Origin of the sequence: Bradyrhizobium sp. CSA207 (genome assembly GCF_029051685.1) — a bacterium.
GTDB lineage: Bacteria > Pseudomonadota > Alphaproteobacteria > Rhizobiales > Xanthobacteraceae > Bradyrhizobium.
In genome coordinates, this window is the sequence record NZ_JAACFT010000018.1 from 110,133 (window position 1) to 124,568 (window position 14,436).

The window sequence follows — 14,436 nt, forward strand, 5'->3', positions numbered from 1 at the left end:
TCAGACCTTCGCGGACTTGGAGGCAGACAATTTGGAGGCAGACAATTTGGACGCAGACGATCTGGACGGGGACGATCTGGGCTTGCCGGATCTCGCCGGGGGCGCGGCTTCGATCCGGCGGCAGGAATCGCGCTGCACCAGCCGCGCGCCGACGCGATATTCGCGGACGCCGTCATTGCCGTTGCCTTTTGCATCCATGCGATGCAGCAGCCGGTCCACGGCCAGATTGGCGAGATCATGCGCGCCGTTGTCGACGATGCTAATGGCCGGGCGGTGCCATTCGAACCACGGCATGTCCTCGTAGCAGAGCAGCGAGAGGTCGTCAGGTATCGCGATGTTCCGCTCCGCGATGACGCGCAGCGCGCCGAGCGTTGCCTCGTGATTGGCGACAAAGATCGCGCTCGGCGGGCGAGGGAGGTCGAGCAGCTTGCGGCAGCACGTCGCACCAGTCTCGGGAACGAAATGGCCGGCAAGAATCAATGTGTCGTCGACAGGGATGCCGGCTTCGCGCAGCGCGCGGACATAGCCGGACAACCGCTCGCGGCCCGACGTGGTGTCCTGGCGGCCGACGATCAGTCCGATGCGTCTGTGCCCGAGCTCGATCAGATGGCGCGTGCCGAGATAGGCGCCTTGTGGGTCGTCGGCGAGCACGGTCTCGAGGTCGGTCGCGTCATCGCGCCGCACCAGGCAGACGATCGGGACGTCCTTTGCCAGGGCCTTGAGCTGCGTGCCGTTCTTTCCCGTCGGCACGACGATCAGACCGTCGATGCGGTGATCGACCAGCGTGGTGAGGGTGTCGCTTTCCTGCTCCGGATCGTCACCGCCGATGCACAGCAGCATCTGGTAGCCCAGCGCCTTCAGGCGCGCTTGCACGACTTCGGCCATCACCTGGAACGAGGCATTGGTGAGATTGTGGACAAGAAGCGCAACGAGCCGCGACTGACCGGTCTTCAGGCCTCGCGCGATCGGGTTCGGCCGGTAGCCGAGCTCGCGCGCGATGCGCGTCAGGCGCTGCTGCGTGCGCTCGCTGGTCAGGCCGGTTCCGGTCAGCGCGCGCGAGGCGGTGCTGACCGAAACGCGGGCCGCCTGTGCCACATCTTTGAGCGTGACGCTCATCAAACCTGCCGATAGACTGCAAACGATTGCAAAAACGCTATGGGCTAATTCCACTTGGATCAAGCCCAAAAAGTAGATGGTGTTGCTCAATGCAGAGCCAGATACGCAATCGATTGCATAAATCCTGCGGATATTCCGCAGGAGGCCGCCGTTCCCTGAATCCACCTGATCACCCGGCAGTTCTCTGATGAAGACGTTCCGCGGCACCTACACCGTCATGATCACTCCGTTCACGCCGTCCGGCGACGTCGATGTCGCGGCGCTGCGCGCCTTCGTCGACTGGCAGATCGCCGAAGGAATTCACGGGCTGATCCCGCTCGGTTCGACCGGCGAATTCCTGTCGCTGGACGATGACGAGAAGGCGCTGGTTGCCGAAGTCGTCATTAGTCAGGCCGCAGGGCGCGTGCCCGTCCTGATCGGCACCGGCGCGGAGGATACGCGCGAAGTGGTTCGCCTCAGCCGCCGTGTCGAAAAACTGGGCGCCGACGGCGTCATGATCATTCCGCCGTTCTATTCGACCCCGACCGACGACGAACTAGTCCACCATTACAAGACGGTTGCGGACGCGATCTCGCTGCCAATCATGGTTTACAACAATCCGGCGACCGCCAATGTCGATCTCAAGCCGCAACTCGTGGCGCGCCTCGCCGAGATCGACAATTGTCTCTATATCAAGGAGTCGACGCTGGAGGTGACGCGCGTGCGCGACATCATCCGCCTCTGCGGCGACCAGATGACCGTGTTCGGCGGCATTCTCGGCTTCGAATCCTTCGTCGAAGGCGCGCAGGGCTGGGTGGCGGTCGCCTCCAACGTGGTGCCGACGGAGATGGCGCGCATCTTCAGCCTCGTCGCCGATGAGGGCGCGATCAAGGAGGCACGCGAGCTCTATCTTAAGTACCTGCCGGTGATCGAATTCGTTGGCGGCCAGGCTTATGTGGCCGGCAGCAAGGCTCTGCTTGGTCATATGGGCTTTGCGGTCGGCAATCCACGTCCGCCGCGGCTACCGTTGCCAGCTGCGCAGGATGCAGCGGCACGCGCCCTGGTCAAGACGTTTGATCTGGCGTGGCGCGGCGCGCCGGTTGCGGCGGCTTAAATTGGATGTGAACGGATGAACCTGCTCGACGGCGTCAAGATCCTCAGCTTCAACCATTATCTAGCAGGCCCGCTGGCCGCGCAGACGCTCGCCGATCTCGGCGCCGACGTCATCGCGGTCGAGCCGATCGAGGGCGCATTTCAGCGCAACTGGGCGGTCGCCAATCATTTCGTCGCAGGCGACAGCGTCAATCACCTGGCGACGGGACGTAACAAGCGCAGCATCGCCGTCGATCTCAAGCATCCGGACGGCGTCGTTGCCGTGAAGAAGCTAGTCGCGGCCGCCGATGTCGTGATGGAGAATTTCCGGCCGGGCACTATGGCCAGACTCGGCCTCGGCTACGACGCGCTGAAGGCGATCAACCCCGGCCTGATCTACGCCGTGGCGACTGGCTTCGGATCGGAGGGGCCTTACAAGGATCGTCCGGGGCAGGATCTGTTGCTCCAGGCGATGTCCGGTCTCGCGATGCGGACCGGGCGCGCCGATGGGGAGCCGACGGCGGTCGGTGCTGTCATCGTCGACCAGCATGCGGCCTCGCTCTATGCCATGAGTATTCTCGCGGCGCTGTTCGCCAGGACGAAGACGGGGAAGGGGCAGCTTGTCGAGGTCAATCTCTATCAGGCTGCGCTTGATCTTCAGGTCGAGCCGCTGACCGCATGGCTCAACGGCGCGCCGTCGCCGACGCCGCGCGGTCCGGCCGGCATCGCGGCATGGTTCAGCCCCGGGCCTTACGGCATTCACGCGACGGCAGACGGTCATCTCGCGATCTCCATGGCGTCGCCCAAGGCTTTGGCAGTGGCGCTCGGCAGCGAGGCGCTGCAGCAGTTCGGCGACGCCGACAGCTTTTCGAAGCGCGAAGAAATCACCGGGATCGTCGCGGCGCTTCTGAAACAGAAGGCGACGGCCGAATGGTTGCCCGTGCTTGAAACGGCGCGGATCTGGCACGCGCCGGTGCAGGACTATCACGACCTCGAGACCGATCCTCAGCTCAACCATCTCGGTGTGTTCAAGAGCGCGGAGAGTGCAGGGGGCGCACCGATCCGCATGGTCGCGCATCCCGCGCGCTATGATGGCAAGACGCCGGAGGTGCGGCTGGTGCCGCAGCGGCTCGGCGCTCAGACGCGTGAGGTGCTCGGCGAGATCGGCTACGGCGCCGCCGACATTGAGGCCATGGTCGTCGGCAAGGCTGTCGGAGTGGCGCGATGATCGATTTTTCGCTGCCCGAGGATACGCGCCTCCTGGTCGACACCGTCCGCCGTTTCGTCGAAACAGAGGTGCAGCCGCTTGAGGATGAGGTGGAGCGGATGGCGACCGTGCCCGCTGACGCGCTTGCGGTGACCAAGGCCAAGGCGCAGCAGCTTGGCCTCTACGCCATGAACATGCCCACGGATGTCGGCGGCGGCGGACTGTCCTGCGTCGAGCATTGCCTCGTCGAGGAAGAGTTCGGCAAGACCTCCGATGCGCTGATCCGGCGTGTGTTCGGCCAGGTCTATCCGATGCTGATGGCGTGCAGGGGCGATCAGGTCGAGCGCTATCTCTTGCCGACGGTGAAGGGCGACAAGATCTGCGCCATGGCCATTACCGAGCCCGGTGCCGGCTCCGACGCCGCGTCAATCAGCACGACTGCGCATCTCGACGGTGACGCGTGGGTGCTCAACGGCACCAAGCATTTCATCAGCGACGGCGACATCGCCGACTATGTGATCCTGATGGCGCTCACCGACAAGGAAAAGCGCGCGCGGGGCGGCATCACGCTATTCCTGGTCGATCGCGGCACGCCCGGGTTCAAGGTCGCGCGCACCCAGCCGATGATGGGCCACCGCGGATACGGCCATGCCGAGCTGTCCTTCGAGGACTGCCGCATCCCGAAGGCGGCTGTTCTCGGCGAGGTCGGTGGTGGCTTCAAGCTGATCATGCAGAGCGTGCTCCAGATTCGCCTGGCCCATATCGGTGCGCGTGCCGTGGGCATGGCGCAGCGCGCGCTCGAGATGATGCGCAAGCATGCCGGCGAGCGCCGCCAGTTCGGCCAAGTGATCGGCGATTTCCAGATGGTGCAGAAGTTGATCGCCGATTCCGCCACCGAGATTTTTGGCGTCAAGATGATGGTGATGAACGCCGCCTGGGACATCGACCAGGGCCGGGATGCGCGCGACAAGGTTTCGATGGTCAAGGTCGCGGCCTCCGAGATGCAGGGCCGCGTGGTCGACCGCGCCATCCAGGTGTTCGGCGGCATGGGTTTTAGCAAGGACCTGCCGCTGGAGCGCATGTATCGCGACGCCCGCGTCACGCGCATCTATGACGGCACCTCCGAAATCCATCGAATGTTGGTTGCGCGGAGCACGATCAAGAACGGCTTGCAGCTCTAGGGAACTATCGATGTCTCACACACCTCTCAATCCCGGCGCCGCCTTCGCCTTCCGCAAGACCATGACTGTGGCCGAACAGGCGATGTTCACCGGCATCAGCGGCAATCTCGGCGGTCTCTATGTCGATGCTGTCCGCGCCAGGAAGGCCGGCGCGTCCAACATGGTCGCCTTCGAGCTCGCGGTCGGCGGTCTCGCCACCACCTGCCTCAGCCAGCTCGGCGGTCCGACGCGGCGGATCGGCAGCATCGCGCTGAATTTCAAGGCACCCGTGATCGTCGGCGATTCTGTCGAGGCGAAGGCCGAGATCGTCTCGGTCGCCGGTGATGAGGCGGTCTGCCGCGTCACTTGCACATTGTCGCCCTCGGGCGCGACCGTGGTTGACGGCACGGCGACGCTCGTTCCCTTCGCGAGGAGCTGAGCCATGTATGAGCCGAAATCGTTCAACGATCTGAAGGTGAACGACAAGGTCAGCCTGAGCAAGACCATCACAGAGGCGGACGGCGCGCTCTACATCGCCGCGACCGGCGATTTCGGTCCCGTCCATGTCGACGAGATCTATGCGGGTGCCACGCGTTTCGGCCGAAGGCTCGCACCCGGCATCATGGTCGCCGGCCTCTGCACCAGCATCCTCACCAGCGAGCTTGTCGGCACGATCGGCGTATCGGTCGAGGACCGGTTCTGGTTCACCGGCCCGGTGTTCTACGGCGACACGCTCACTTTCGACGTCTGGATTGCCGAGCAGCACGACGAGACCCGCACCATCATCTGGGAGGCGAGCGCCCGCAACGAGGGGGGCCTCGAAGTGCTGAAGGCGCGAGCGAGCCTGAAATTCCCGCGGCGCAAACCGTCATGAGCAAGGCGATGAAGAAACCTGACTTGCGTGGCGTCACGGTCGCGACCGTGCTGCCCTTCAACAACGACATGTCGATCGACTGGGACGGCTATGCCCGCGTGCTCGACTATTGCGCCTGCCCGGACGGGATCGCGGCCGTGTTCGTCAACGGACATGCCGGCGAGGGCGGGTCGCTTTCGGATGACGAGCGCCAGGTGGTGATCGAGCGGACACGCCGACATATCGGCCGCAAGCCGCTGCTGGCCGGCATCATCGCGCATTCCACCGCGGAAGCGATCCATCAGGCGCAGCTTGCCGAAGCCGCAGGCGCACACTGCGCGGTATTGTTTCCGCCGGCACCGCTCGGCGGCGGTGCATCGGCCACCTCGCGCGCACCGGTTGCTTTCGTGCAGGCCGTCTGTTCTGCCATCGGTATTCCGGTGTCGATCTTCCAGTATCCGCTGGCGTCCGGAATTGGCTACTCGCCGGAGACGATGGCGAAGATCGCGGCCCTCGACGGTGTCATCGCCATCAAGGAAGGCAGCGACACCATCTTAGCCTATGACGAGAATCGGCGTGCGGTGAAGCAGGCCGATCCGTCTGTCGCGATCCTGCCGTCGAACTTCAACTGGTTCCTGCCGCAGCTCGCCGTCGGCGGTGACGGCATTCTGTCCGGTCTCGTCAGTCTCGCGCCGGATTTGTTTGTCGCGCTCTGGCAGGCGTCGCTCGCCGAGGATCTCAAGACGATGCGCGCCGTCAACGAACGGCTTTATCCGATCGTGCGCGCGATCTATAGGCCGGCGCCGATCATAGATATGCACACGCGCATGAAAGTCGGGCTCAAGGCGCTCGGTCTGATCGGCAACGCCGATCCACGGCCGCCGCTGCTGCCGGTCCTGCCCGCGCTGTGCGACGCCATTGCAACGACCGTCGGCGCGGCGCGCGCGGCCGGCGATATCCGCCTGGCGTGAGGAGCGGGCTCATGCCGGACGAAGCCTTCATCCACATCGTGCGGGTCGACATCGATCCCGAGCACGAGGCTGCGTTCAACGCCTGGTACCAGCAGACGCATTTTCCCGATCTGCTCGCCTGTCCCGGCTGGCTCTCGGCAAAGCGTTTCGTCTCGGTCGGCGACGGGCCGAAATACGCGGCCATGTACGAGGTCGCGGGGCGGTGGGCATTCGAGACGCCGGAGTTCCTGAAGGTGAAGGGCTTCGGTCCGTTCGAAGCGCTCGTGAAGAATTTCATGCGCATACAGCTCAAGTCGATGTCGGGACCGGCCTGACGGATCGAAGACGATGCTGCCAGTCGTGTCGTGAGATCCGGCCGGCCGCATCCAAGAAACATCGAGGGGAATCCCGGGTGAGGGACGGCATCGATCATTGGCGTCTTACTGGAGGTATCACATGGTCTCGACACTGCTTCGCTTGAGTGCTGCTGCCGCACTCGTTCTCGCATCGACGGCTGCGTATGCAGGTTGTACGCCCGCGATCACCGACGACAATCTGATAGCGCCCGGAAAGCTGCAGCTCTCCATCAATCCGACCAATCCGCCGCAACAGTTCGTCGACAAGGACGGCCAGTTGCAGGGCCTCAACGTGGAACTGGCCGCGGAGCTCGGCAAGCGGTTGTGTCTTCCGGTCGAACTCGTCCGGATGGATTTTCCGGCGATGATACCAGCCATGAATGCGGGACGCATCGACGGCATCGACACGGGCATGTTCTGGACCGAGGAACGTTCGAAGCTGATGTACATGGTGCCGTACGCCATTCAGGCCATTTCGGTCGTGGTCGCGCCCGATAGCGGCACAAAAATTGCTAACGAATCTGACCTGATCGGCAAGACATCCGCCGTCGAGGTCAGCACCTACCAGATGAATTGGCTCAAGAAACTCAGCGATGCGAACGTGGCGAAGGGCGGTCCGGCCATCGAGATGCGCACGTTCCCGACGGCGACCAACGTCGTGAGCGCGTTGCTCGCAGGGCAAGTGGACAATGCGCTGCTGGTCGACAGCGTGGCGCGCGACCTGGTCGGCCGTGGCCGCGTCAAGGAAGTGCTGAGCGGGCTCGGCACGGCGCGTACCACGCTCGGTTTTCGTAACAAGACGGTGGTCGATGTTGTCGTGAAGGCGCTGAACGCAATGCGTGCCGATGGCAGCTACCAGGCACTGTTCGACAAGTTCGGCCTGACCAGCCTGCCGGCCGATCAGCCGCTTGCGATCGCCGGCCCCGGTCCGGCCTAACCACGGAGACGAGCCGATGAGCCATTTCAGTCCGACGGCCGCCGTCAACTACTTCTTCAACTACTTCCTGATGAAGGGTGTGCTCGTCACCATCGGCTTGACGGTGGCGGCCGTCATCGGCGGATTGATCCTCGGCATGGGCATCGCGTTGATGCGCATGTCGTCCAGCCCGGTGCTGTCAGGCGCGTCGCGCTTCTACATCTGGTTCTTCCGCGGTACGCCGCTTTTGATCCAACTGGTGGTGATCTACAGCGGCTTGCCGCAACTCGGGATCAAGTTCAGCGTGATCACTTGCGCGCTTGTCGGCCTCATTCTCAACGAGGCGGCCTATCTGGCCGAGATCGTGCGCAGCGGCTTCATGGCCGTCTCGGCGGGGCAGCGCGAGGCCGCCTGGGCGCTCAGCCTGTCGCCCTGGACGACGTTCCGGCGCGTGACCCTGCCACAGGCGTTCCGGCTGATGATCCCGCCGCTCGGCAACTCCATCAACTCACTTCTGAAGGCGACCTCGCTCGCCTCCGTCATTTCGGTCGAGGAGCTCATGCGCCGCAGCGACATGCTGATGCAGGAGCATTTCCAGATCCTCGAGGTCTATGCTGCGGCTACAGCCTATTACCTGATCCTCACCTCGGTCTGGGATGCGGTTCAGCGCCGGCTGGAGAAGCATTTTGGTCGGTCGAGCGCAGCGAAGTCCAGGCGCGTCGCTGCGAGGGCGCCAGTTGCGCAGGCGAGCGTGGAAGCCCGCGCATGAGCGAGATATCGATGAATACGGCGATGGAGAGCGGCGTCGAAGGTGCGGCGGCGCAGCCGCAACTCCGCGGGGTACACGCGGTTCGCATGGAGGCCGTGTACAAGCACTATGGCGACTTCACCGCGCTGAATGAGGTCGATCTCAAGGTCGCCAAGGGCGAGAAGATCGTGATCTGCGGTCCCTCCGGCTCGGGCAAGTCGACGCTCATTCGTTGCATCAACCACATCGAGAAGCACGACGAGGGCCTGATTTACGTGAACGGCACCGAGCTCGATCGCCAGCGCACGAACATCGATGCGGTCAGGCGGGATACCGGCATGGTGTTCCAGAGTTTCAACTTGTTCCCGCACATGACGACGCTGGAGAACTGCATCCTGGCACCGATGACCGTGAATGGCATGGCGAAGGCGGAGGCCAAGGAGCTCGCTATGCATTTCCTGACCAAGGTCCGGATTCCCGACCAGGCCGAAAAGTTTCCCGGGCAGCTGTCGGGCGGTCAGCAGCAGCGCGTCGCCATCGCGCGCGCGCTGTGCATGCGGCCGAAGATCATGCTGTTCGACGAGCCGACTTCGGCGCTCGATCCCGAAATGGTCAAGGAAGTGCTCGAGACCATGAAGAAGCTCGCGGAAGAGGGCATGACTATGCTGTGCGTGACCCATGAGATGGGCTTTGCCCGCGAGGTCGCGGACCGGATCGTGTTCATGAATGAGGGGAAGGTGGTCGAGCAGGCCGTTCCGGAGGAGTTCTTCAGCCATCCGAAGTCCGAGCGAGCAAGGGCGTTCCTCGACCAGATCATTCACTAGGTGGCGATGTCGGCCGGCATGCAAGCATTCAGCGATCGCCTAAGCGGCATCCATGCCGCCACGATCGTGCCGATGATGCCCGATTTCCAGATCGATGAACGCCAGCTGGCGCTTCACCTGGCTTCGGTTGCGTCCACGCCCGGCATTAATGGGCTATTAGTCAACGGCCACGCCGGTGAAAACTTCGTCCTGTCGCTCGCCGAAAAACAGCGCGTGGTCGAGCTGGCGCGCGAGCACGGTCCGAAGGACTGCCTGATCGTCTCCGGGGTCAATCACGAATCGAGCCTGGAGGCCGCACGCGAAGCAGCTGCGCTGGAGCAGGCGGGTGCGGATGGCCTCCTGGTGTTTCCTCCCAACAGCTGGGCGCTCGGCCGCGCCGACGACTGTGTCATCGAACATCACCGCCATATCCGCAATGCCACGACCGTGCCGCTGATGCTCTACGCCGCGCCGGCCGGCGCGGGCGCCATGCCTTATGCACCGTCGCTGCTGGGGCGGCTCGTTGCCGATCCTCGCTTCGTTGCGATCAAGGAGGGCAGCTGGGAGGTCGCGACGTACGAGCAGAATCTGCGGCTGATCCGCAAGCTGCGTCCGGAGTTCGTCGTGCTCGGCTCCGGCGACGAACATCTGCTGACGAGCTATCTCGTCGGTTCGGCCGGCAGCCAGGTCAGCCTTGCCTGCGTCGTGCCGAAGCTCGTCGTCAGCCTCTGGAACGCCGCGGAAGCCGGCGATTGGGAGCAGGCGCGCGCCGCGCACGACAAGCTTTATCCGCTCGCGGTCGCGATCTACCGCGATGCGCCCGGCGGACGGTCGACAGTGCGGCTCAAGGCCTGCCTGAGGCTGCTCGGACTTCTCTCGTGCGACGCGGTACGGCCGCCGCAGCCGCCGGCGACGCGAGGCGAATTGCAGGCGCTTGAACAGGCGCTGCGGATCGCCGGCGCGCTTTAGGCCTCGAAGAACGGATTGGCCGGCCGCGCAAGGCCGAGATGATCGCGCAGCGTCGTCCCCTTATAGTGCGCACGGAACAGCCCACGCTTCTGCAAGATGGGTACGACGAGCTCAACGAAATCCTCGAACCCTTCGTGGAAATAGGGCGGCATGACGTTGAAGCCGTCGGCGGCGTGCTCCTCGAACCAGAGCTGGAGCGTATCGGCGATGCGCTCGGCCGAGCCGCATAGCACCCAATGGCCGCGGGCGGCGGCGGTGAGATTGTAGAGATCGCGCAGCGTCATGTTCTCGCGGCGGCCCTTGGCGAGCATGACGCTCGCGAAACTGTGATAGCTGTCCGATGGCGCGATGTCCGGTATACCCCCGTCGAGATCGTAGGCCGACATGTCCCGGCCAAAGCGGTCGGACAGGATGGCAAGCGCATTGCTCCCGCTGACAAAGCTCTGGAGCACGTTGAGCTTCTCGAACGCCTCCGTGTGGGGCCGCCGATATGAGTGCTTGAACTCCATCCCAGAACAGCCTGCTTGCAATGTTTAGTATCTCGTGGTTCACTAAACAAATCGAGCTTGGCTGAATCCCTAAGAATCCAGGCAGGCGCGAGGAAACGTCCGTTTAGTCGTTCAGCCCGTGAAGGACTGTATCGCTCTGCTCGAAGCATTCGAGCGGGTTGGAGAGTCGCGCCATGTCGATGGCCGGCCCCACTGGGAGGGAAAGCGTTATGAAACAGACAGTAAAGGCGCTTCTTACTAGTTTCGGAGTTCTCGCATCCGCGCTCGGTGCCGGAGTGGGGACTACCCCTGCGCACGCGCAGGCCAAGACCATCACGCTGTGCTGGGCCGCGTGGGACCCTGCCAACGCTCTGGTCGAACTGTCGAAGGACTTCACCGCCAAGACCGGCATCGGTATGAAGTTCGAATTCGTGCCGTGGACCAACTATGCCGACCGCTTCCTGAACGAGCTCAATTCGCACGGCTCGCTGTGCGATCTCATCATCGGCGATTCGCAATGGATCGGGGGCGCCGCTGAGAACGGTCAGTACGTCAAGCTCAACGATTTCTTCAAGAAGGAAGGGATCAGCATGGACGATTACATGCCGGCCACCGTGATCGGCTATTCGGAGTGGCCGAAGAATACGCCAAACTATTGGGCGCTGCCCGCCATGGGTGACGCGGTGGGCTGGACCTATCGCAAGGACTGGTTTGCGCGGCCAGAGATCCAGAAGGATTTCAAGGCCAAGTACGGCCGCGATCTCGCTGCGCCGAAGACGCTTGACGAACTGCGAGACATCTCGAAGTTCTTCCAGGGCCGTGAGATCGACGGCAAAAAGGTCTATGGCGCTTCGATCTATACCGAGCGCGGCTCGGAAGGCATCACCATGGGCGTTTCGAACTATCTCTACGATTACGGCTTCCAATATCAGGATCCCAAGAAGCCCTATGCGATGGAGGGGTTCGTCAACTCGCCCGGCGCGGTCAAGGGGCTTGAGGCCTACAAGGAGCTCTACAAGTGCTGCACGCCACCCGGCGCCTCCAACTCCTACATGTCCGAAGGACTTGATGCGTTCAAGTCAGGCCAGGTCGCGCTGCAGATGAACTTCTTCGCCTTCTTCCCGGGCCTCTACAAGGATCCGAACGTTGGCGGCGACAAGATCGGCTTCTTCAGCAATCCCGTCGGCCCCGCGACACATGCGACGCAGCTCGGCGGACAGGGTATCTCGGTCGTTTCCTATTCGAAGAACCAGGGCGAAGCGCTGCAATATATCAAATGGTTCTCCGGCGGGGATGTGCAGAAGAAGTGGTGGGCGCTGGGCGGCTATTCCTGCGCCAAGTCCGTGCTGAACGATCCGAGCTTCCCGAACAGCGCGCCGTTCGCCGGGGAGTTTCTGAAGTCGATGGGAATGGTCGTCGACTTCTGGGCCGAGCCCTCCTATGCGCAACTCCTGCAAGCCGAACAGAAGCGCGTGCATGACTACGTGGTGGCGGACAAGGGCACCGCGCAGGAAGCGCTCGACGGTCTGGTGAAGGACTGGAAGGCCATCTTCAAGGAAGAAGGCAAGAAGTTCTAAGGCAACCGCCTGGAGCGCACGCGAGCGCGCTCCAGGCTCTTCGGCAATATCGGCAGCTGTCGCATAGCTGACGGTCCCGGCGCGAGGATCGACCAAAGCCATGAACGATTTGAGTGCCTCATCGCAGATCACCTATCGTGCCGTGCCGATCCGGCCAGCCGTGGCGCGTCGTATCCGGGGCCTGTCGGACCAGGCGCTCGCCTGGCTCTTCATCACGCCGACCATCGTGCTGCTGCTGGCGATCAATATCTTCCCGCTGGTGTGGACGATCTATCTCTCGTTCACCAATTACCGCGCCAATCGGGCGAACGCGCCGACGATATGGCTGGGCACCGACTGGTACCAGTCGATCCTGACCGATCCAGACATCTGGGCGGCAATGCAGGTGACGGCGCATTTCGTGGTTTGGACCGTGCTGATCGAGACTGTGCTCGGATTCGGCCTTGCGTTTCTGATCGACAAGAAATTCCGTGGCCATGGCTTGTGGACCACGATCATTCTGTTGCCGATGATGCTCTCACCGGCGGTTGTCGGCAATTTCTGGACCTTCCTTTATCAGCCACAGATCGGATTGTTCAATTATGTGGTCGCCTTCTTCACGGGGCGCGACGCTTCGTCGTTCCAGATGCTCGGAGACGTGACTCTCAGTCCGTGGGCTATCGTCATCGTCGATGCCTGGATGTGGACGCCCTACGTGATGCTGATTTGCCTGGCCGGGCTGCGTTCGATCCCGGATTACATTTATGAGGCAGCGGAGGTCGATCGCGCGTCGAATTGGCGGCAGTTTTGGTCCATCACGCTGCCGATGGCTCTACCGTTCATCATGCTGGCTGTGCTCTTTCGCGGTATCGAGAACTTCAAGATGTTCGACATGGTCAACCTTCTGACCGGAGGAGGGCCGGGCTCGACCACGGAAGTCGCTTCGATCACACTGAAGCGCGCAGCTTTTGAGAGTTGGCGAACCGGCTATTCCTCGGCCTTCGCCATTATTTTGTTCGTAACCGTATTCGGCCTCGCCAACATCTACGTCAAGGCGCTGAACCGGGTGAAAAGCCGATGAGCGCCTCAAACGCAGCCCACTCCGTGGTCGAACCATCGACCGGCTCTCGCCGCTTCGCTGGCCTGCTCGTCATACTCTATGCCATCATAACGATGGTTCCGCTGGCATGGATCGTACTCACCTCGTTCAAGTCGCCTGACGATGCGATCTCCTACCCACCGAAGGTCCTCTTCAAGCCTTCTCTTGAAGGCTATTGCAATGTCTTTACAACGCGCTCGCGCCAAACCCAGGAGTTTATCCAGACCCTGGGCGCGCCACGGGGGCTTTGTGACAACATCGCGCGCAGCCGCAACATGGTTGTGGCCGGGCCGTCGAATTACGTGCCGCGTTTCATCAACTCGCTGATTATCGCCTTTGGTTCGACAGCGCTTGCCGTCGCGCTCGGTACGCTCTCGGCCTACGGTTTTTCACGGTTCCGCGTGCCGCTAAAAGATGACCTCCTGTTCTTCATTCTGTCGACCAGAATGATGCCGCCAATCGCGGTCGCGATCCCGATCTACCTGATGTACCGGACCGTTGGGCTATCGGATACCCGACTCGGGATGATCCTGCTCTACACCTCGGTGAACGTCTCGCTCGCCGTCTGGCTTCTCAAGGGATTCATCGACGAAATCCCGCGGGAGTACGAGGAGGCGGCGATGATCGACGGCTACACGCGGTTTCAGGCATTCGTGAAAGTAGTGCTGCCGCAAGCGACGACGGGAATCGCAGCGACAGCCATCTTCTGCCTGATTTTTGCGTGGAACGAATACGCCTTTGCTGTGCTTCTGACCTCCGGCAACGCGCAGACGGCGCCGCCTTTCATTCCGATCATCATCGGCGAGGGCGGGCAGGACTGGCCAGCGGTAGCCGCCGGTACGACGTTCTTTCTGGTGCCGATCGTCGTGTTCACGGTGCTGTTGCGCAAGCATCTTCTGCGCGGCATCACCTTTGGAGCCGTCCGCAAATGAGCCTCGATGCGAACACATCCACGCTCCGACGCGGCCTCGCAGACAGGATTCTGCGACGCGGTCCGCTGGAGGCCATCGCGACGACAATCATCGCGGCGGGCGTCGTCATGCTGATGCAGCCATTTTTCCTCACGCTCTATTCTTGGTCGTTCACGACCACACTGTTCGGGACGGTGATGTTCACCATCGTCTCGAAGGTCAGGGAGTAAGGC

Annotated in this window: 17 protein-coding genes; 15 read left to right on the forward strand and 2 right to left on the reverse strand. The window is 62.6% G+C overall.

Annotated elements, in window-relative coordinates; all coding sequences use genetic code 11:
* Positions 1 to 1,116, reverse strand: coding sequence for a LacI family DNA-binding transcriptional regulator (locus GWG65_RS21290; protein WP_275197516.1), 1,116 nt, complete (start codon positions 1,114 to 1,116; stop codon positions 1 to 3).
* A gap of 184 nt (positions 1,117 to 1,300) precedes the next feature.
* Here GWG65_RS21290 and dapA point away from each other — a divergent pair, with 184 nt between their 5' ends.
* The 11 genes from dapA to GWG65_RS21345 all read left to right on the forward strand — a co-directional run bounded on the left by dapA (position 1,301) and on the right by GWG65_RS21345 (position 10,149).
* Positions 1,301 to 2,209: a 4-hydroxy-tetrahydrodipicolinate synthase gene (gene dapA / locus GWG65_RS21295; RefSeq protein WP_275197599.1), complete on the forward strand. Its 909-nt coding sequence runs from the start codon at positions 1,301 to 1,303 to the stop codon at positions 2,207 to 2,209.
* 15 nt (positions 2,210 to 2,224) lie between these two features.
* Positions 2,225 to 3,415 carry a CoA transferase gene (locus tag GWG65_RS21300; protein ID WP_275197517.1) on the forward strand — a complete coding sequence of 397 codons (1,191 nt, stop codon included), beginning with the start codon at positions 2,225 to 2,227 and terminating at the stop codon, positions 3,413 to 3,415.
* On the forward strand, positions 3,412 to 4,575 hold the full coding sequence (locus GWG65_RS21305) for an acyl-CoA dehydrogenase family protein (protein WP_275197519.1): 1,164 nt from the start codon (positions 3,412 to 3,414) through the stop codon (positions 4,573 to 4,575). Before GWG65_RS21300 ends, GWG65_RS21305 begins: the two co-directional genes overlap by 4 nt.
* 10 nt (positions 4,576 to 4,585) lie before the next feature.
* Entirely contained in the window at positions 4,586 to 4,993 is a 408-nt protein-coding gene (locus GWG65_RS21310) for a MaoC/PaaZ C-terminal domain-containing protein (RefSeq protein WP_275197521.1), read from the forward strand.
* Between the two features lie 3 nt (positions 4,994 to 4,996).
* Positions 4,997 to 5,428, forward strand: coding sequence for a MaoC/PaaZ C-terminal domain-containing protein (locus GWG65_RS21315; protein WP_275197522.1), 432 nt, complete (start codon positions 4,997 to 4,999; stop codon positions 5,426 to 5,428).
* A gap of 8 nt (positions 5,429 to 5,436) precedes the next feature.
* A complete protein-coding gene (locus tag GWG65_RS21320) occupies positions 5,437 to 6,378 on the forward strand; it encodes a dihydrodipicolinate synthase family protein (protein ID WP_275197523.1) in 942 nt (313 codons plus the stop codon).
* A gap of 11 nt (positions 6,379 to 6,389) precedes the next feature.
* A complete protein-coding gene (locus GWG65_RS21325) occupies positions 6,390 to 6,692 on the forward strand; it encodes a DUF4286 family protein (RefSeq protein WP_275197524.1) in 303 nt (100 codons plus the stop codon).
* A gap of 121 nt (positions 6,693 to 6,813) precedes the next feature.
* Positions 6,814 to 7,650: an ABC transporter substrate-binding protein gene (locus tag GWG65_RS21330; RefSeq protein WP_275197525.1), complete on the forward strand. Its 837-nt coding sequence runs from the start codon at positions 6,814 to 6,816 to the stop codon at positions 7,648 to 7,650.
* 16 nt (positions 7,651 to 7,666) lie between these two features.
* On the forward strand, positions 7,667 to 8,398 hold the full coding sequence (locus GWG65_RS21335) for an amino acid ABC transporter permease (protein ID WP_275197526.1): 732 nt from the start codon (positions 7,667 to 7,669) through the stop codon (positions 8,396 to 8,398).
* Positions 8,395 to 9,201 (forward strand): amino acid ABC transporter ATP-binding protein, encoded by an 807-nt coding sequence (locus tag GWG65_RS21340; RefSeq protein WP_275197527.1) that lies wholly within the window; start codon positions 8,395 to 8,397, stop codon positions 9,199 to 9,201. The genes GWG65_RS21335 and GWG65_RS21340 overlap by 4 nt, the downstream gene beginning before the upstream one ends.
* 18 nt (positions 9,202 to 9,219) lie before the next feature.
* The gene (locus GWG65_RS21345; protein ID WP_275197528.1) at positions 9,220 to 10,149 is read left to right on the forward strand and encodes a dihydrodipicolinate synthase family protein; all 930 of its coding nucleotides are present in this window, start codon (positions 9,220 to 9,222) and stop codon (positions 10,147 to 10,149) included.
* On the opposite strand, the gene GWG65_RS21350 is transcribed toward GWG65_RS21345, so the two are convergent.
* Entirely contained in the window at positions 10,146 to 10,658 is a 513-nt protein-coding gene (locus GWG65_RS21350; protein WP_275197529.1) for a hypothetical protein, read from the reverse strand. The genes GWG65_RS21345 and GWG65_RS21350 overlap by 4 nt on opposite strands.
* Before the next feature lie 209 nt (positions 10,659 to 10,867).
* Here GWG65_RS21350 and GWG65_RS21355 point away from each other — a divergent pair, with 209 nt between their 5' ends.
* The 4 genes from GWG65_RS21355 to GWG65_RS21370 all read left to right on the forward strand — a co-directional run bounded on the left by GWG65_RS21355 (position 10,868) and on the right by GWG65_RS21370 (position 14,433).
* Entirely contained in the window at positions 10,868 to 12,214 is a 1,347-nt protein-coding gene (locus GWG65_RS21355; RefSeq protein WP_275197530.1) for an extracellular solute-binding protein, read from the forward strand.
* A gap of 100 nt (positions 12,215 to 12,314) precedes the next feature.
* Entirely contained in the window at positions 12,315 to 13,274 is a 960-nt protein-coding gene (locus GWG65_RS21360) for a sugar ABC transporter permease (RefSeq protein WP_275197531.1), read from the forward strand.
* Complete coding sequence (locus GWG65_RS21365; protein WP_275197600.1) at positions 13,271 to 14,224, forward strand: carbohydrate ABC transporter permease; 954 nt, start codon at positions 13,271 to 13,273, stop codon at positions 14,222 to 14,224. The genes GWG65_RS21360 and GWG65_RS21365 overlap by 4 nt, the downstream gene beginning before the upstream one ends.
* Positions 14,221 to 14,433 carry a hypothetical protein gene (locus tag GWG65_RS21370; protein WP_275197532.1) on the forward strand — a complete coding sequence of 71 codons (213 nt, stop codon included), beginning with the start codon at positions 14,221 to 14,223 and terminating at the stop codon, positions 14,431 to 14,433. The genes GWG65_RS21365 and GWG65_RS21370 overlap by 4 nt, the downstream gene beginning before the upstream one ends.
* The last annotated feature ends 3 nt before the right edge of the window (positions 14,434 to 14,436 follow it).